This is a genomic window from Acinetobacter tandoii DSM 14970 = CIP 107469, from assembly GCF_000400735.1.
GTDB classification, from domain to species: domain Bacteria; phylum Pseudomonadota; class Gammaproteobacteria; order Pseudomonadales; family Moraxellaceae; genus Acinetobacter; species Acinetobacter tandoii.
This window is the reverse complement of record NZ_KE007359.1, coordinates 22,114-41,350: the sequence shown is the minus strand read 5'-3', so window position 1 is coordinate 41,350 and position 19,237 is coordinate 22,114. Positions and strand designations below refer to the sequence as shown.

Below are 19,237 nucleotides of genomic sequence, written 5' to 3'. Positions count from 1 at the left end.
CTTTTTATATTCAGGTGAATTGCTGAAGTTAAGTAATTCCGATATTGGTAAATTGAGGCTAGGGCATGATTACCTTACATCATTTGGAGCAATCCCGCTCTTTTCGCATTTTATGGGCTTTGGAGGAGTTAAATCTGAATTATCAGATTCAGTTTTACCGACGTTTGCCAACGTTTGCTGCACCTCCTGAACTGAAACTGGTACATCCTTTGGGTAAGGCGCCTGTTTTGACGGATGGAGAGGGAAGCATTGCCGAATCTGCTGTGATTTTAGAGTATTTACAAGAACAATATGATACACAGCAACAGTTCAAACCGCAGGACCATGCCAATAAACAACAATACCGTTATTGGATGCATTATGCAGAAGGTTCGTTAATGCCGCTGTTGGTGATGCAATTGGTGATGACCAATGTACCGCAGCATGTTCCTTTTTTGATTAAGCCTGTCGCGAAGAAAATTACTGCGGGGGTGAAAGCAGGATTTATTCAACCCCGCTTAAAAGATCATGTGCAATTTTTAGAAAGCTATTTGGCTACTCATGATTATTTTGCGGGTACGTTCTCTTTTGCAGATATTCAGATGAGTTTTCCTTTGCAGGCATTAGTGTCGAGAACTCAGGGGAAATATCCTAATATTCAAGCCTTTATCCAGCGTATTGCTCAGCGTCCAGCCTATCTCCGTGCACAAGGCAAAGAGCAAGCCTTATAAGGGTCGAGGGCATAAAAAAAGATGCTACATCAGCATCTTTTTTTATGTTACTTAGCGTTTGACGACAATGGAGTCGATACCGCTATGTTGTAAAGTTTGTTGTGCAATGACGGCTGCTTCTTGTGAGTCATAAGGCCCAGATACCACACGGTACCAAGTTTTACCTCCTTCAACAGTTTTCACCACATCTGCGGATAAACCATTCAAGATAATTTCAGCACGGCGCGCATCAGCACTGTCAGGATCGGGGTAGCTACGAACTTGTAAAATATAGCTTGGTGTACGTTCTGCTGGTGTTGGATTGATTTGAGCTTCTGTAGTATCAGTTGCGGTGCTGCTTGCCGCTTGTTCTGCTTGAGGTGCTTCCACAATCACCACAGTGCCTGAATCTTTATTTTCAGGAATAGCCTGTTCGGGAATCGGGGTGACTTGTTGTTGTGGCAACAAATCATAAAAACGATAATCCTTGTTGGTTTCTTCTTGATAGTGTTCAGATGTCACCTGATTTTTAGGTTGAGCAGGTGCCCACGGTTTCCATAGCATTAAAGCAACTGCAAAACTAAGTACGATAAGAATAACCACAAGCGTACCCAACCACGCTGGAATCAGTGGTTTTTTCGGTTTATTTGGTCGTTCTGAAACACCGCGTTGCGTTTTTCCAAACACGTGGAAACCTCTTTTCTTCTCATCAATACAAAGGACTGACTTATTATTTCTTTATTTTAATACACGGCCTCAATGGATTGAGAGAGGTGTGTCGTATCAAAATAAACAATCGCTTTGCAAAACTCAAGTTTCACAAAGCGAGAAATACATCAGTGTTTACATAGCCACTTTCAAGTGCGTAGCTTTCGGTCTTACAGTTCAGGCATGGCTCTTGATCCGACGATGTGCAAAGCGTTACTTTACCTGTTACATCGTCTCAGGTGCAGATACACCTAATAATTCTAAACCATTGCGTAATACTTGTTGTACGTTTACTGAAAGTAATAGACGTGCTTGTGTAAGTTCAGCATCATCATTCAGTACTTTGTGCTCATTATACCAACCATGGAATAAAGCAGCCAATTCTTTCAAGTAGTTACCGACCTGATGTGGTTCGTAAGCATTGGCAGCACGTGCAACCACTTCTGGGTAAGCAGCAAGTTTGGCAAGAATTTCTGTTTCTGCATCCAAGTCCAATTTATTGGCAAATTGGCGGGCAGTTTCAGCATTGAAATTGACACCTGTTGTGGTCGCTTTTTCAAGCATACGACAGATACGGGCATGGGCATATTGAATGTAGTACACCGCATTGTCTTTGCTTTGTGAAACTGCAAGGTCCAAGTCAAAATCAATGTGTTGTTCAGATTTACGCATCACATAATAAAAACGTGCAGCGTCATTGCCGACTTCTTTACGCAGGTCACGTAAAGTCACGAATTGACCTGAACGCGAAGACATTTGCACCATTTCACCACTACGCCACAAGCTCACGAACTGAACTAAAAGGACAGTCAGTTTCTTCGAGTCATAACCCATTGCATCAATAGCAGCTTTTACACGTGAAATATAACCGTGGTGGTCTGAACCCCAAATATCAAGCAGGTCAGTATAACCGCGTTGTAATTTGTTTAGGTGGTAAGCAATGTCAGAGGCAAAATACGTGGTTTGACCGTTACGGCGTTTGACCACACGGTCTTTTTCATCGCCAAATTCAGTCGATTTAAACCAGATATTGCCCTCTTTTTCGTAGAGGAAACCACGTTGATCAAGGGTTTGAAGTGCTTCATCAATCTTTTCAGTTAAAGAGGCTTCACTGAACCAGTGATTAAAGGTCACACCAAACTCACCTAGGTCATCTTTAATATCATCTAAAATGGCTTTGAGGGCAGCTTGATGGAAAACGCGATAACCTTTGCCCGTCAATTGTTGTGAATTAAAAATTAAACCATCAATATGCTTTTCTTTGTCGCCAGAAAGTACCACTTTGTTGCCTTCAGCATCAAGTTCTTCGGCATATTGCACATCTTCAGGTACATCTTTATAGACGTCTGCTATAGGGTGAACATAGGCATTGCCATCTTTATCAATAATGCTTTGCGCAATTTCCTTAACGTAGTCCCCTTGATAGGCATTTTTCGGGAACACTAGTTCTTGACCTGTCAACTCTAGGTAACGTAAGTAAGTGGAGGTTGCCAAAATGTCCATTTGACGGCCTGCATCATTGACATAGTATTCGCGGTCAACTTTTGCACCTGTAGCTTCAAGCAGGTTCGCAACCGTCATGCCATAAGCTGCACCACGACCATGGCCTACATGCAAGCTAGATGTTGGGTTGGCGGAAACAAACTCGACTTGGATGCGTTTTTCTGCATTCACTTGGGTGCGACCAAATTGTGAGTTTTGTGCTTGAATTTGATCAAGTACAGCAAAACGCTGATCGGCATTTAAAAAGAAGTTAATAAAGCCTGGACCTGCAATTTCTGCTTTGCTGATGTCAGCTACTTCAGGCAGTGCTGCGAGAATTTTTTCGGCCAAATCACGTGGCTTGATACCCGCAGCTTTTGCACCAATCATGGCGATATTTGATGCGAAATCCCCATGGCTTCGGTCTTTGGTACGCGTCAAAGTACTGTTGTTATTCCAGTCAGATGGGAGTACGCCTTCCGCTTGAAGGGATTGCACTGCATGATCGAGCGCTGCTTGTATTGCCGTGTTCATAGAGTCGAAAATAAATGTCGCAGAAAAACAGCAAATATAGCAAATTTCGGACCATAAGGTGAGTCCTTTCTATAGAATGTTTTTTATTCGCCTTGAAATTTTTCATAAGGCTCTTATAAGCTGCATCACATCTTGTCAGAGAAACTATGGCATAGTGATTAAATACAAAATTTTGGAAGCAATAGATGACTACAGAACGTCCTAAAATTATTGGAAATATTCCGAAGCTGCCAGCCAAATTTGTCGGTTGGGTGATGCCCTTTTTTCTCTCTTGTTTAATGAGTGGTATTATTTCATTTATCAACATGCTACGTAATTTGGGTTGGAGTGATACCTTTTTATCACTTTGGTTTTCAGCATGGATGATGTCATGGGCAATTGCCTATCCGTAGTGTTGGTGATGTTGCCATTGGTGCGTAAGTTGACTGGGCTATTGGTAGAGATGCCACCTAATCAACCACCCAAATAAGGATGAAAACTCACGAAGAAATTAGCCAAAAGTCTTAATATTTATAAGATATTGTTTTATATAATAATATTTTTATTTTCTTGGATTTTAATATCATTTTAAAAAATACTAAGTGAATTAAATGGAATTGAGTGTTAAAAAACTAAATTATAGAAAATAATGATAACTGATTTAGGTGTATTTAAGTTTTAACTTGCTAAAATATCTATATATTATAAATATATCAGCAATATTAATGAAATTGGTATGTATTTTAAATACAAAAAAACAATAAATAATGCTCCATTTAATAGCGAAATTATCTTAATACCATTATCACGTATCTAAATATACGTTGCTGGGAAAATAGGTCTAAGCTATACACCGAATCAAAAGAAATTTGATGACGTAAAGTAATCCTGCTGAGAGGATTGCGCGCACTGAGACTGGTTATGACAACTGCACAATTGAAGACGAAACACCCTTTATATATCCCGTACGCTGGAAACACTCTGTTAGAACTCCCACTATTAAATAAAGGCTCTGCTTTTACAGAAGAAGAACGCACGCGCTTTAATTTACATGGCTTGGTTCCGCATGTGATTGAGTCGATTGAAGAGCAAAGCCAGCGCTCATACCAACAATACTGTGCTTTCAATGATGAAATTAATAAGCATATTTACCTGCGCAATATTCAAGACACCAATGAGACTTTGTTTTATCATCTGATTGAAAATCATCTAAGTGAGATGATGCCAATTATTTACACGCCGACTGTAGGTGAAGCGTGTCAGCGTTTTTCAGATATCTATCGCCGTCATCGTGGGATTTTTATTTCATACCCTGATCGTGCACATATCGATGATATTTTACACAATGTAAATAAAAAGAATGTCAAAGTGATTGTGATTACCGATGGTGAGCGTATTTTAGGTCTGGGGGACCAAGGGATTGGTGGTATGGGCATCCCGATTGGTAAGCTTTCCCTCTATACTGCATGTGGCGGAATTAGCCCAGCTTATACTTTGCCAATTACGCTTGACGTGGGTACCAACAATCAACAATTGCTGAATGATCCTATCTATATGGGTTGGAGTCAGCCACGAATCAGTGGTGAAGAGTACTATAGCTTTGTGGATGAAGTGATGGCAGCGATCAAACGTCGTTGGCCGAAAGCACTGATTCAGTTTGAGGATTTCGCGCAAAATAATGCGATGCCATTGTTAAACAAATACCGCGATGAGGTGTGCTGCTTTAATGATGATATTCAAGGCACTGCAGCGGTTTCAGTGGGCAGTTTGATTGCGGCATCGCGTGCGGCAGGCAAGCAACTCAAAGACCAAATTATTACCTTTTTGGGTGCAGGTTCAGCAGGTTGTGGTATTGCAGAGCAAATCGTTGCGCAAATGGTAGCAGAAGGTTTAACTGAAGCTGAGGCGCGTGGACGTGTGTTCATGGTGGATCGTTTTGGTTTGATCACTGAAAATCAGCCTAACTTGCTTGATTTCCAACGTAAATTGGCGCAAAAACCTGAAGTGATTGCGACTTGGGGTAATGCTGAAGAACATATTTCTTTATTGGATGTGGTTAAGCAGGCTAAACCGACGGTATTAATTGGTGTTTCGGGTCAACCAGGTCTATTTACTGAAGAAGTGATTAAGACCTTGGCGAGTAATTGCGAATCTCCAATTGTGTTGCCTTTATCGAATCCAACTTCGCGTGTGGAAGCAGTGCCTGCAGATATTGTGCAATGGACCGAAGGTCGTGCATTGATTGCCACAGGAAGTCCTTTTGCACCTGTGAATTATCAAGGCAAAATTTATAACATTTCACAATGCAATAACTCGTATATCTTCCCGGGGATTGGTTTAGGGGTGGTGGCTTCAGGCGCAACTCGTGTAACGGACAGTATGCTCATGGCATCAAGCAATGCCTTGGCAGATTGCTCCCCTAAACTCAGTAACGCTGATGCAGATTTACTGCCAGATATCAATGATATTCAAAAGGTTTCTAAAATCATTGCATTTAAAGTGGCAAAAGCAGCCATGGATGCAGGCGTTGCACCGATGGTCAGCGATGAACTATTACATGAAGCGATTGAAGCGAATTTCTGGAAACCAGAATACCGTCAATATCGTCGGATTACCTTTTAATCCAATCGAAAGGTTTTAATAAAAAAGAGGCGTAAGTCTCTTTTTTTTATGGATAGGTGTTGAGCCTAAAACATTTCTCGAAAGTATGTTTAAACATGGAATAAAAATACTACAAAAAGAGCTAGACGTTGATTTGAGCGGTTCATTAGAATGTCGCGCTTAATATACGTATAACTTTTAATAACGAATTACAACTATGTTGAATCATATTCATCGTGTTTTAGACCAATTGGGTCTAACGACACTAAAAAGGGCTATTCACGTCCAATTTTCCAATGCGGAGTTGAATACGCAGGTCTTTCTACAGCGTATTGAGGGGAAACATGCGCTCAATGTTGGCTTAGAACTCGAATTAATCTGTTTATCGACCAATGCTCATCTGGCCTTAAAGCAATTTATAGGTTGCCAAGTGGCAGTTGACCAAGTGACCGATATGGGGCAATTGGCACGGATCACAGGCATCATTACCCAAGCCAGCCAATTACAAAGCGATGGTGCTTTTACGGTTTATCGATTGGTGTTGCAAGATGCAACGGCACTTTGGCATAAGCGACGTAACAGTCGAGTATTTATGAATAAAAGCGTGCCTGAAATTAGTGAAATTCTATTTAAGGAATGGCAGGAAAAAAGCACGCTGTTTAATGCTAGCCTGAGTCTAAATCTTTCAGGTTTAACTCAAAATTATGATGTTCGTCCATTTGTGATGCAGGCGAACGAAACCGATTATGATTTTTTAACCCGTCTATGGCGTAGTGAGGGTATTAATTGGCTGGTCGATGAAACCAGTCTGATCGTTAGCCATGCTTTGCAAGCGATTGAGTCACAAAAGTTAAGATTGATAGATGATCAGTTGCAATTTACTGCTTTGAATCGGGGCATTATCCGTTTTCATCGCAGTCATGCTACCGAGCGTTTTGATAGTATGACCAGTTTGGTGGCGCATCGACAATTACAGTCGACAGCCAGTTCGGTTCAACGTTGGCAAGCGGATACTTTGCAACAGGATGATGGAAGTGGCTCATTGTTGAGCAGCCATCAGCAGAGTGAAAGTTATGCCAATGAAAGCCTCAGTTTGGAACAGGCATGGTCAATTACGCCTGCTTGGATTTCAGACCTGACAGGCGCCGATCAGACCACGGCATCGGGGACGCAACAATTAGAAAAACTCAATGCGAATTTGGGGCAGTATCAAGCTGCTTGCGCTAAATATTTTAAAGCGCAGACGAGCGTGCGTGATGCGCAAGTGGGGTATTGGTTTGAATTGCAAGGACATCCTGAAATTGACCAACACACAGGTGCTGATAGGCAGTTTTTGATTTACGAAAAGCAGTTTTATAACCAAAACAATTTGCCCGTTGAATTACACAATCAATTGCGTCATTTGCTCGAATCTAGTCATTTTTCTCGCAGATCATCTGAAGAGCGTCAAGCCAATGAGCTGACACTGGTCCGTCGACAAATAAGAGTTTTACCTGAATACAATCCTTTAACACATCGCCCCGTGGCCTACCCGCAGCATGCTCGTGTAGTTGGACCAGAAGGCGAGAAAATTTATGTGGACGAATGGGGGCGAATTAAAGTTCGTTTTCTCTTTACCCAATCTTCCGATCATCAGCATGACGAAGGTGCAGGCAGCAATCAAAATGACACCGATTCAGCATGGGTGGATGTTTTAACGCCTTGGGCAGGCGAAGGCTATGGCGTCCGTTTTCTACCACGTGTCGGTGAATTGGTGGTGATTGACTTCTTTGATGGCAGTGTTGATCGGCCTTTTGTGACGGGGCGGATCCACGAAGCCGAACGTTATCCAACGCGTTTTGATGTAAAAGGACAATTACCTTCGACGAAGAAATTAAGTGGAATACGTTCTCAAGAAGTGGACGGAAGCGGTTTTAATCAGTTGCGTTTTGACGATACGACGGGTCAGATCAGTGCCCAGTTACAAAGCAGCCATGCTGCAACCCAGCTGAATTTGGGTAATCTTAGCCATCCTAAAGAAACTGAGCAAAGCAGTGGTCGAGGCGAGGGTTTCGAACTCAGAACTGATGCTTGGGGAGCGGTGCGTGCTGGCAAAGGCATGCTGATTAGTACTTATGCGCAAGAGCAAGCGATTGCTGACCACTTAGAAGCAGCCCAAGCGCAGTCTTTGCTTTCACAGGGCTACGACAGTATGAATGTACTGAGCGAAATTGCAGTGAAACAGCAAACAGATGCTTTGAATGTGATTCATCGGTTGCCGAAGTTTATTCAATCACTCGAGTTAAAAACCACAGGGCAAGCGCTAGAAAGCACATTAAATCTGTTCAAAGAAAGTATGAATAAAGATCCAATTCATGCATTAAAGGATTGTGGCGGTTTTATTGCAGACATCGGGGCATTAGGGGGCGATACCAAAACCGTTGTAGAGGAGTTCAATGCATTCTTTAGTGATGCCAAGGATGCTGCTGAAAATTTAAAAGCATTTATTGAAAATGTTGAAGAACATGGTGCTGATCTGGTTAAAGGTAAACTGGCAAGTATCAAGGATCGAATTCAGCAAAACCCTTTTGAGAGTATTCAGGAAGTAGGAAAAGTTTTAGCCAATGTTGATATTCAAGATTTTGACTTGATGAGTGCATGTGGAACTTTTCGCAAAGGAAATAAATTGGAAGTTACACCATCCAAAGCATTAGATTCTTTGCAAGACTTTATGGAGGGGTATACCCAAGGTCTAGAAAGTAGTTCTGATGCAAAGCAGCAAGAACAAGGCAAGATTTTTAGACAGGCCTTGATGTTATTAGCATCACCTAATGGGATTGCTTTAACAACACCTGAAAACATTATTCTACAAGCTTCGCAGGATATTGCGGAGAGTGCCAGTGGTTCAATTAACCTGAGTGCTCAGAAAAATATTATTGGGCATGCACAGGACAAAATCAGTTTGTTTGCCGCACAAAAGGGCTTTAAAGCTTATGCTGCAAAAGGGAAATTGGAGTTACAAGCACAGGATGATGCGATTGATGCAATCGCCAAGAAGGTCATTAAACTGATTTCTACTGAAGATAAAATCGAGCTTACAAGCCCAAAAGAAATTGTACTAACAGCGGGTGGGTCTCAGCTCAAAATTAATGCAGATGGCGTATTTTCAACTACAGGCGGTAAGTTTGAGAGTAAAGCTGGGCAGCATTTGTTTACGAGTGGGGCAACAGTAAATGCTGAGTTGCCGAAAATGCCGGAAACAGGAATGTACAGTATGAGATTTGATTTAAGTCAAATATTTGATATTAAAATATTAAAAAATATGGAATATAAATTAATTAATCATTCTAAGAAAATTGAAGCTGTATATGAGTTTGAGCAAGAAAGTAGCGCAAGAGTTTATAGTGATTCTGTTGATAATGTAGAACTCGCTTTAGTACCAGGAGTTTATTTAACAGAAATTAAAGAGTTAATTTCTGAACAGGAAGCTGAATCATTAGATGGTGACGATATTGATAGCTGTGGTTGTGGAGAAGAGCATGAACATGATTGAAATTTTACAAAGTAAGAGATCACAATTTTATTTATTTAATATTAATAGCTTAATCATTTTAGCTCTTGCTTTTTGTGGAGTTATTATTAGTTCGACTGTCTATGCAAAAGATATATTTAATGTTGAATTGAAATGTAAAGGGCATGATCAAGAATATTGTGATATTGTAAAAAATTCTGATAATAAAACTACTTTCATTTTAAGAAATATGAGATATCCTGAAGTTGATAAAGTAAATGAAAATATTTTTCATGCTTATGGTAGTTGTGGTTCACCATGTCAATATCATTTTTTTATAAGTAAAACACAGGAAGATCAAACTAAAGAGTTTATTGTCATAGATAAAAAAAATAATTGTTTAATTGAAAGTGATTCTGAAAAAAATATTATCTATGCTAGAATGTTGTTTAATAAAAATAAAAAAATAATAGCTAATTTGAAAAATAAAGAATTTAATAATGTTCCAATAGATAGCGCTATATATAACTCATTTCAAGAAAAATCATATTTTGATGATAAAGGACAATTACATTTAGTGGCAATGTTGGCGGATGTGGATAAAAAAGGTAATATTTTATATTTTAATAAAATAATTAAGAAAACTTGTGAGTAATAAATGAGCTATAGCGAAGATTTTAAAATATTTGTTGCAACTATTAATGGTGAAGCTGAAAATTGTAGTGAAACTTCATGGAAAGTTATTGCCCATACAATGAGAAACAGAATGGGGTTTGCAAACTGGAAATCCTGGAGCAATATTATCCAAATCGTTACAAAAACAGGATACGATGCGTATACTCAGAAAAATTCACCTTATAAAAGAGCAAAAAAAGCTTTAGATTCGGGTGATATTTCATCTAAGCTGATGAGTTTGATTAAAGCAGTAGAACCTATATTTAATGGAACAGAGCCTGATTTTACAGGTGGTGTTGTATATTATTATAGTCCTAAGGCACAGGCACAATTACATAAATCTGACCCTTCTAATTACCCTTCTTTAGTTCCTGATTTTGTAGTAAGTAAATCGAATCCTACTCAACAAGTTCAAATATCAGGGACTGAAAAAGATGATATGCGTTGGTATAAAGTTATAACTTCAATATTCGATGTTTCATTTGTTGATAATGCTGGTAATCCATTAGTTGGTGTAACAGTTGATGTGGTATATAAAGATAAAGAACCAGTACCTTTATTCAAGGGTTTAATTACAGATAAAAAAGGAAAGATAAAGAAGGTTAAGGTTTGTAGCTATATGGGTGCTAGGTTTAAGGTTAATGGTATTTTAGTAAAAGATAAGAATAATAAGGAAATCTCTTTATTGGGTGATGGAAAAAATTATGCATCAGTTATTGTAGTAAATAATGGGAAGGGTGGTATTAAGTCGAAAACAGATGTACATAATCAAACGCCACCTCCATTATCCAAACAACCCATAAGTACGGATAACTCTCAGAGCAATGAGGAAAAAATAGATCAAAATAAAATATTTAATAATATATCAGATGTTATTTTTGATCTTAAATTAATAGATAGTGAAAATAAGATAATACCCAATTTTTCATATTTCATAAAATATAAAGGAAATGATAAAAAGCATTCAGTTGGAATTGATGGGATTGAAAAAAATATAGTTGCTACATCAGGAGAGAAAATTTCTGTTGAAATAAGTGGGAAGGATTCTCGTCAAATTCTTAAATCTTTTACTGTTTCACAAGGAATGAAAGAACAATTAATAAAAATAGATTTACATTCATTTGATATAATATTTTATCATGATGATAACTTAAAGAAGCCTATAAGTAATTTAAATTTAGTACAGACTTATAGAGGAAAAACTAAATCTAAAGTTACTAATAGTAATGGTAAAATTACAGTCAAGGCAATGCCTGGATTTGAATTAAATTATAAATTAAGAGATGGTACTCATATTAGTACTTTAAAAGTAGATAAGAATAAAGCACAAAGGGAGATTTATATTGAAAAGGGTGCTATTGAATCAGCATCAGAAAAGTTAAAGACAGATGTTAGTAAAAATACTCCACAAAAAAGTAATACAACTCAATCTACATTAGTCTCTAGACCAAAGTCAGGAGCTGATCAGACCCTTAGAAGAGATCAAAAGCAATCAACGAGTGATGATGGTCACCCAAAAACTTTAGTTAATGACAATGGTGAAACTGAATTTACAGTATATACATACGATCAAAAAACTAATCAATTATTTAGTGGAGGAAATTATTCGATTGAATATAAAGATAAGAAAAAGAGCCACTCAAGTGGCATGCATGGTCTAGGTAAGAAAATACATAAAGGTGAAATTGGTCAAAAGATAAAAATTACAGTGATTAGTGCGGGAAGGGAATATATTTTTTTTGATGGCGAAATTAGTAAAGGAATGAAAGCCTTTGAGTTAAAATTAGATAGACCTGCTATCCCGAATGTATCAGATGTAACCATTGGGTTTAAAGGTGTTAATGAGCAAGAAAGACAAGTAATCGTCAGCCAGAAAACGAAAAATGTACTAGCTTACTTAGCTAAAGAAGCAAATATGAATAGGCTTTTTATTACAAGTACAATAAGGAGCCCAAGAGCTCAAGCAGAAGCAATGTATTTGAAGGCAACGCAATATGCAGGACCTGGGGAGGCTGTGAAAAAAGTTAAAGCAGATTGTATTGCTAAGGGGCTTGGAAAAGAAGAAACTATTCAGAAAATGGTTGATAAAATTATTGAGTTCCAAAAAAAAGGGCAGAGAGTTTCGAAACATTGCGTTTCAGAAGAGCAATATAGAAAAAATAATATTATTGATTTAGGTACGAACAGTAATGGTTTTGGGACAGGAAATACTTTGAACAGTGTAGGAAAAAAATTTAAAGAAGTTTGTCAGAAAGCTTTAAAAGATGGAATTATTTCAGGTTTTATTTCAGCAGATGTACCTGGTGAAGGCGCCATGCACATAGAGATTATGCAATGATGAATAGATTATTTCTTTTATTTGTAATTAGTTTGATGTATGCGTGTACAACAGAGGCAGTTCAACATAAGTCAAGTAATACAAAACTTTATTTTTCATATCGAATCTGTGAAAAGTCAGGAAAATGTAAGAATTTTACACCTACAAAAAAAGTAGATGATTATTTATTTAAAAGACTTGATCCTGCATATGATGAATTTTACATAAAAGATAATAATGGTAATTTTACTTTATATTATAAAAATGTTTATAGTGAAGATGTTCAAGTTGGATGGGCAAAAGCTAAAGTGGATAAAAATAATAATGAGTTGAATTTAAATATTGATAAAATTAACTTGGCCTTAGGTGGGGTTGATTTTATAAAGAATGGATATGCAACTAAACAAGCTGAATCAAAGAACTTTAAATCAGGATTCTATTATTTAGATGATAATTATGAAGGTGCTCCATATTATCAAAAGCAAAAAATAGTTTTTAAGAAAATTGCCGGAGATTTAGTTTTAGAATGCAATAGTTATTTAAATAACTTATCTGTAAAAGATAACTTTTATGGGATTTTTTATGGAGTGTGTTCGGATGGTAAAAAAGTTTATTTTAAAGAAGTCAATTGACTCAGAGGCTTTTCTAATACTAGTGTGAGATTAATTGTACTTACATTATTAGTTATAAATTATCTTTGGTTAAGATGAGTATTTAAATGTAATAAAATTTTTATTTTAAAATCAGTGTTTACTTATATTTTATTTAACCTGAATCGCGGATAAGAAATTGACTTGAAAAAGAGAAGGACTAGAGCCATCAGTTGAGTTACCACACCAAACTTAAAGCTCTAGTCCTGATGTTCAATAGTACCGAATTATTCTGCATAATTGATGATTTCTTTCTAAAATTTGAATCAATCTATTGGAATTTCTTAAAGCAGAATCTTCGATGCTCAAGAGTTCGCCCTGCTCAGCTCAGTATTTCTGAAATTACCTTTATTGCAATTTGGTATAAGTGCTCTCATTTCAATAATTTCAAAGCATTCTTCACAGCGTTAAAATATAACAATAGCCATCTATTTAAACATCTACCATGTTATCAACGCATGATTCATCTGATGAATACACATCAACTGGCTTTACATGCCCTACATTTTGCTTTGATGAAAGATCAGCAAAGCAATTATTTATGGATTGATTCAACCATATTACCTGTCTGTAAAAACCAGAGAATACAACGGCATAAAGCCCTGTCTACGATTGCAACACGAGGTAAAAGCTCAATGGGATGGTTCTTTGGCTGTAAGCTGCATTTGTTGATGAATCAATCAGGTGGAATAGTAAATACGGTTTTATCCAATGGACATACAGCAGATATCAAAATGGTGGAACAACTAGTCAAAGGAATGACTGCAAAATTGTATGCTGATCGTGGCTATATTAGTCAAGAATTAAAGAGTAGATTAAGAGTACAAGGTGTTGATTTAATTACTTATCACCGAAAGAACATGAAATCTATACAGTTATTAAAAGCAGATGAATACCATCTAAAACAACGCAATAAAATAGAAACTTTATTCAGTTTGCTGAAAGGGACGTACAATCTAGTGACAACTAGAGCTAGAAGTGTTGCAGGCTATTTAGCTGGTATTTATGCATCTTTATGTGCTTATCAAATATGTCATCAAAATAAACCGATGATTCGTATTATGGAAATATCGGCTTAAGCAGGATTCGGGTTATTTAAAAATATAATCAAAAATGATATTGGCTTTTGAATAAGCAGTAGAAATAAACTGCTTATTCATAATTTTTTAGTTAATCCGCCAAAACCTCTTCCAATAACTCCTCGCTCGGAGCAAAGAAGTAAGCACCATCTACCGCGGTCACAAAATGCAATAGGCGGTCATGAATGCCATCGCCAGTTGTGCCAAACATGTGTTCTAACATGTTATCAATGATGGCAAGGTTTTTGGTATAAGCAATAAAGAACAGGCCTTGCTCACCTTTACCATCGCCATAAGGTAAAGAATGGCGCAAAATTTCCATCTCTTCGCCTTTATCATCTTCAATCACAACACGTGCAATATGAGCATTTTCTGGTTTGACGTCATCATCCATTTCAATGCTTTCTAGTTTGGAACGGCCCATGACATTTTCTTGTGCGTCGACTTTTAGACGTTTCCATTTATCTAAATCATGTATATAGCGCTGTGCAAATACAAAAGAACCATCTGCAAAAATACCTGCATCTTCTGCTAAAAGTGCTGTTTCTGCGCGATCATCAGGAAATTGTGGGTTTTCAGTGCCATCAATAAAGCCTGTTAAATCTCGCCCATCAAAATAGCGAAAACATACACGTTCATCCAAAACTTCAACTTTATCTTGAATCCCATCGAAGAAAGCTTGGCTTAAAGTAAAGCAGATGTCACTACGTTGCGAGGCAATATGAATCAGCACATCCGCGGGTACAGCTGGCATTTCAAAGGCACCCTGAATTGGAGCAAGTTGTTTGAATCCCTCAGGAGATTGTGTATAGAGTTTTGTCCAAAGTTCAGGCCCAAAGGCAATCGCGGTCTTAATTTCTGCAGTTGGATGTTGAGTAATTAAACGATCTCGCGTGTCCAGTAAATCTTCGATCTTTTCTTTTAGTTCAGGCAACGTTAAATCTTTTAAACGTAATACGATAAAGCGGGCATGATCTGAAGGTAAGGGTAAAATTACGGATTGTGCGGTCATTTATAGCTCCTTTGATTTTTATTCAATGTGTGGCTGGGTTTTATTGTGCCTGATCCATGCATAGCTGAATAGCCTAAACTATATTATTCTTGAGTGAGAATTTCTCAGCACATTGAATGTGTGAAAAGTCATATAATGACCTGTTTTTCTGAGGTGGTGTGACGATGTCTTTTCAAGTTTGGATGGCGTTTATGTTGGCATGCTGGGTGATTAGTGTTTCACCTGGAGCAGGGGCAATTGCCTCGATGTCGAGTGGTTTAAACTATGGATTTCGTCGTGGTTACTGGAATGCGATTGGTTTGCAACTGGCGCTGTTGGTGCAAATTGGGATTGTTGCCACTGGGGTCGGGGTGCTTTTTGCCACTACACCTTGGGCTTTTCTGTTGGTGAAGTGGTTTGGTGTGGGCTACTTATTGTATTTGGCTTACTTGCAGTGGAAGGCACCTCTACAGTCCATTGAAATTGAGCAAGAACAACAAGCAACAAAGTCGATTCCCAAACTGGTGGGTTATGGTTTCTTGGTCAATATGAGCAACCCAAAGGCAATCGTATTTTTATTGGCAGTATTGCCCCAGTTCTTAGACTTGTCTAAGCCACAGTGGATTCAGTATGTAATGATGGCTGTGACCATGATCAGTATCGACTTGATTGTGATGGCGGGCTATACAGGTTTAGCGGCGAAGGTGTTGAAACTGTTGAAATCTCCAAAACAGCAAAAATACATGAATCGTACTTTTGCTGTGCTATTTAGTTGTGCTGCGGGACTTTTAAGTTTGGTACATCAATAATAGAGAGCGATCAAGATTATTTATGAGAGATGATGGATTAAGCCATTTTTCTCACTTTTTGAACTACAAAAATCAGCGCAAAAACCAACGCCATACACAGCACGATGCTGAGACCTGTTGGGGTATTGAGCGCAGCACTTGACCATAGACCTACACTGACGCCAAATTGAGCTGCAATAAAAGCCCAAATCACCATTTGCTTAGGTGAGTGTGCGAGTAGACGAGCAGTAAGTGCTGGAATCACTAAAAGCGCTCCCATTAACAGTGAACCCACAGCGCGCAATGCCAAGACCGTGAAAACTGCTAAAAGTAGCATAAATACCAAACGTTGCCATTTGGCATTCACGCCTTCACTAATTGCAATGTCAGGATCAATTGCAATTTGGATTTGCGCTTTCCAGTATTTGAACAGTACTGCAAGTGCCAGTGCAATCACAATCGCAAACATAGGTAAATCAGACCAAGCAATCGTGAGCAAGTCACCAAATAAATAACTGAGTAATTCAGGTCTTAAACTTGGTAAATGTTGAATCAGCATTAAGCCTGCACACAGCAAAGTGGCTGAACAGAGGGCTAGCAAGGCATCATTGGGTAAACGCGGATCATGCAGTACCCATAAAATGGCGACCAGCATGAATGCCAATAAAGTGACACCGACCCAAAACGGTAAACTGAGGGCACCTGCAATCGCTACGCCCAACAAAGTCCCGTGTGCCATGGTGTCTGCGAAGAACGACATACGACGCCAAAGCATCAAACAGCCCAAAGGTGCAGTTAAGAACACCAATAATGTCCCCATGGTCCAAGCGGGTAATAGCAGATCTAACCATTCCAACATCTATTAGGCTTCCGGTTCAGGGTGAATATGAGGGCGAGGATCATGTTGGCAGGTTGTGGCACTATCTCCATGAGCACAATGATCATGATGGTGTTGATAGAACACACGGTTGGTGCCAAAAATGGCTTGGTATTCTGGATGCTGTTGAATATTTTCAGGTAAACCGCTACAGCAAATATGCTTATTTAAGCAGACCACGCGCTGCGTACCTTGCATCACCCACTGTAAATCATGCGACACCATCAATACCGCACAACGATATTTTTCAGGCAGGCTACGAACGTAATCATACAGTTCAGCTTCAGACTGAATATCAAGCCCTTGCATTGGTTCATCAAGGACCAAAAGGTCAGGTTGGCGCAGTAAGGCCCGCGCTAATAACACACGTTGTCGTTCACCACCAGACAGTTGTTGTACTTTTGAATCTTGCAGTTTGGCAATGCCTGTGTCTTGAATAATTTCTTGTTTAATTGCAGCAGGGCAGGACTCTAAATCAAGTAAGTCTTTCACACGTAAGGGTAGGCTGTGCGATGGGTTAAATTTCTGTGGTACATAAGAAAATTTAAGTTTACGTGTAGACGATACTTGTCCAGTATTGGGTTTTAAAATGCCTAGTAGCACTTTAATTAGGGTTGATTTCCCCGCACCGTTCGGGCCAATTAAGGTGACAATTTCTTGTTCATGGATCGAAAAGTCAATCTGTTTCAGAATGTCACGGTCATCGATACGGACGCTAATTTGCTCTAAAGCAATGAGTACAGGAGTGCTTAATTCGCTTGGCTGCAATTCTGACATTTTCCAGAAATCTCAATAATGCTGTGTTGTGCAGTGAAATGATCAGAAGTGGCAAGCGCATCTAATTGTTGTAGTAGACCTTCAGAAGATGCTTCTTTCACAATATGACATTCTGTACAAATTAAAAATGCGGCTTGGTGACCTTCGCGAGGGTGGCAGCAGGGGATATAAGCGTTGATTGAAGTCAACCGATGAATCAGTCCCTTTTCTAATAAGAAATCCAATGTGCGATAAACAGTCGGTGGGGCTGCTGGGCGATCAGATTCGCTTTTGATTTTTGCGAGTAAATCATAAGCCCCCATTGGACCATGCGCAGTCAAAATCAGTTCGAGTACTTCTTTACGAAGTGGAGTTAAGCGCGCGCCAGTGGCTGCACAGAGGCTTTCTGCTTCCGCAAGGCGTGTTGCGACATTATGATGATCATGTACGCCATGTAATGCATTGTGGTGTTCATGCGAACATAAGCTCATAGCAACCTCAGTTCGGGCTTGAAATAGAAAAATTGACATTAAATTTTAACATGAACCGCTTTAAGTTACGATTAGACGTAGGTATTTTTATTAAATTGTTATATTATAACACTAGATAAAATTTAGTGCTGTTTGATCATGTCTCGTCTATTCGCTTTTTGTTTACTGTCCATTCTAAGTACTGTGGGGTGGACTCAAAGTCTTGTGGTTTCAACGCATCCGTTATATTTGATTGCACAAGAAGTCACAAAAGGGGTGGAGCAACCAGTTTTACTCTTGGAAAACCAAACTGGGCATGATGTATCTTTAACACCTGCACATCGTAAGGCGATACAAGACGCTGGATTGGTGATTTGGCTCGGCAAAGCCCATGAAGCTCCACTGGATAAATTACTGCATAATAATCCTAAAGCGGTTTCTATCTTGTCTTCAGGATTAGTTAAAACCTTACCGCAACGCAGTACACGTGGCGCACCTTTAGCCAACACGGTCGATACCCATGTTTGGTTAGACCCAAACAATGCGGTGCGTATTGGTTTCTTTATTGCAGCATTACGTTCACAGCAACAACCTCAATACCGTGATAAGTATTGGCACAATGCACAAGTCTTTGCCAAGCAGATGTTTGGTATAGCGCAAAAATTCCAAAATCAAGGTGCAGTGCAGCCGTATTGGGCCTATCACGATGCTTATCAGTACTTAGAACGCCCATTACACTTAAAACTTGCTGGATCAATGACTGATGATCCACATATTGCGCCAACACTGGCACAAATCAAATATTTGAATGATCATCGTGGGCAAAAGAAAATGTGCTTACTGGCAGAAGCTCATGCCAGTGCCAATCAGTATCAAAAACTGCAGCCTATTGTGTTTCAAGCGGTTGACGAAAGTTTAACAGCAGAAAATAACTTCATTTCAGCATGGTCAGATTTGGCGCAACAAGTCAAAAATTGTGTATTAACTGCGCGTCAATGAAGACAAAATAATCAATATTTAATCAGTTGCTAGACATTTATTGTATTGAAAAAAACTCGACTTAGGTCGGGAAATGATTGCATGTTCAGGGGTGTAACTCTATAATGCCTGCGATTAAAAACGATCATCAGCTAAACTTGTCAAGCATTTAT

Annotated in this window: 15 protein-coding genes and 1 pseudogene; 10 read left to right on the top strand and 6 right to left on the bottom strand. The window is 38.8% G+C overall.

The genetic code is table 11. From position 1 onward, the window contains the following. Positions 1-65: 65 nt before the first annotated feature. Positions 66-710, top strand: a complete 645-nt coding sequence (locus tag I593_RS00325; RefSeq protein WP_016165620.1) for a glutathione S-transferase — start codon at positions 66-68, stop codon at positions 708-710. Positions 711-761: 51 nt separating this feature from the next. Here I593_RS00325 and I593_RS00320 read toward each other — a convergent pair whose 3' ends face one another. Both I593_RS00320 and argS read right to left on the bottom strand, forming a co-directional pair. Further along, positions 762-1,376: an SPOR domain-containing protein gene (locus tag I593_RS00320; RefSeq protein ID WP_016165619.1), complete on the bottom strand. Its 615-nt coding sequence runs from the start codon at positions 1,374-1,376 to the stop codon at positions 762-764. A 246-nt stretch (positions 1,377-1,622) separates the two neighbouring features. Continuing rightward, on the bottom strand, positions 1,623-3,413 hold the full coding sequence (gene argS, locus I593_RS00315; RefSeq protein ID WP_016165618.1) for an arginine--tRNA ligase: 1,791 nt from the start codon (positions 3,411-3,413) through the stop codon (positions 1,623-1,625). Between the two features lie 185 nt (positions 3,414-3,598). Between argS and I593_RS00310 the strand changes: the two are divergent. The 7 genes and pseudogenes from I593_RS00310 (at position 3,599) to I593_RS00280 (ending at position 14,204) form a co-directional block, all read left to right on the top strand. Further along, positions 3,599-3,882, top strand: a pseudogene (locus I593_RS00310) (DUF2798 domain-containing protein). 431 nt (positions 3,883-4,313) lie between these two features. Then, a complete protein-coding gene (locus tag I593_RS00305; protein ID WP_016165616.1) occupies positions 4,314-6,014 on the top strand; it encodes an NAD-dependent malic enzyme in 1,701 nt (566 codons plus the stop codon). Positions 6,015-6,210: 196 nt separating this feature from the next. Beyond that, positions 6,211-9,525 carry a type VI secretion system Vgr family protein gene (locus I593_RS00300; RefSeq protein WP_016165615.1) on the top strand — a complete coding sequence of 1,105 codons (3,315 nt, stop codon included), beginning with the start codon at positions 6,211-6,213 and terminating at the stop codon, positions 9,523-9,525. Further along, entirely contained in the window at positions 9,512-10,138 is a 627-nt protein-coding gene (locus I593_RS00295) for a hypothetical protein (protein WP_016165614.1), read from the top strand. Before I593_RS00300 ends, I593_RS00295 begins: the two co-directional genes overlap by 14 nt. A gap of 3 nt (positions 10,139-10,141) precedes the next feature. After that, positions 10,142-12,496: a hypothetical protein gene (locus I593_RS00290; RefSeq protein WP_016165613.1), complete on the top strand. Its 2,355-nt coding sequence runs from the start codon at positions 10,142-10,144 to the stop codon at positions 12,494-12,496. Continuing rightward, the gene (locus I593_RS00285) at positions 12,493-13,107 is read left to right on the top strand and encodes a hypothetical protein (RefSeq protein ID WP_016165612.1); all 615 of its coding nucleotides are present in this window, start codon (positions 12,493-12,495) and stop codon (positions 13,105-13,107) included. Before I593_RS00290 ends, I593_RS00285 begins: the two co-directional genes overlap by 4 nt. A gap of 227 nt (positions 13,108-13,334) precedes the next feature. Continuing rightward, positions 13,335-14,204 (top strand): IS982 family transposase, encoded by an 870-nt coding sequence (locus tag I593_RS00280; protein WP_035309652.1) that lies wholly within the window; start codon positions 13,335-13,337, stop codon positions 14,202-14,204. Between the two features lie 91 nt (positions 14,205-14,295). Here I593_RS00280 and I593_RS00275 read toward each other — a convergent pair whose 3' ends face one another. Further along, complete coding sequence (locus I593_RS00275; RefSeq protein WP_016165610.1) at positions 14,296-15,216, bottom strand: Dyp-type peroxidase; 921 nt, start codon at positions 15,214-15,216, stop codon at positions 14,296-14,298. Between the two features lie 164 nt (positions 15,217-15,380). Between I593_RS00275 and I593_RS00270 the strand changes: the two genes are divergently transcribed. Further along, positions 15,381-16,004, top strand: coding sequence for a LysE family transporter (locus I593_RS00270; protein ID WP_016165609.1), 624 nt, complete (start codon positions 15,381-15,383; stop codon positions 16,002-16,004). A gap of 37 nt (positions 16,005-16,041) precedes the next feature. Here the strand turns inward: I593_RS00270 and znuB are convergent, their stop codons facing one another. From znuB to I593_RS00255, 3 genes are read right to left on the bottom strand one after another with little or no spacing between them, the layout of a single operon-like run. Continuing rightward, complete coding sequence (gene znuB / locus I593_RS00265) at positions 16,042-16,842, bottom strand: zinc ABC transporter permease subunit ZnuB (RefSeq protein ID WP_016165608.1); 801 nt, start codon at positions 16,840-16,842, stop codon at positions 16,042-16,044. A 3-nt stretch (positions 16,843-16,845) separates the two neighbouring features. Beyond that, positions 16,846-17,637, bottom strand: coding sequence for a zinc ABC transporter ATP-binding protein ZnuC (znuC, locus tag I593_RS00260; protein WP_016165607.1), 792 nt, complete (start codon positions 17,635-17,637; stop codon positions 16,846-16,848). Then, a complete protein-coding gene (locus I593_RS00255) occupies positions 17,610-18,107 on the bottom strand; it encodes a transcriptional repressor (RefSeq protein WP_016165606.1) in 498 nt (165 codons plus the stop codon). Before I593_RS00255 ends, znuC begins: the two co-directional genes overlap by 28 nt. Before the next feature lie 138 nt (positions 18,108-18,245). Here I593_RS00255 and I593_RS00250 point away from each other — a divergent pair, with 138 nt between their 5' ends. Next, positions 18,246-19,085, top strand: coding sequence for a metal ABC transporter solute-binding protein, Zn/Mn family (locus tag I593_RS00250; protein WP_016165605.1), 840 nt, complete (start codon positions 18,246-18,248; stop codon positions 19,083-19,085). Positions 19,086-19,237 lie beyond the last annotated feature (152 nt).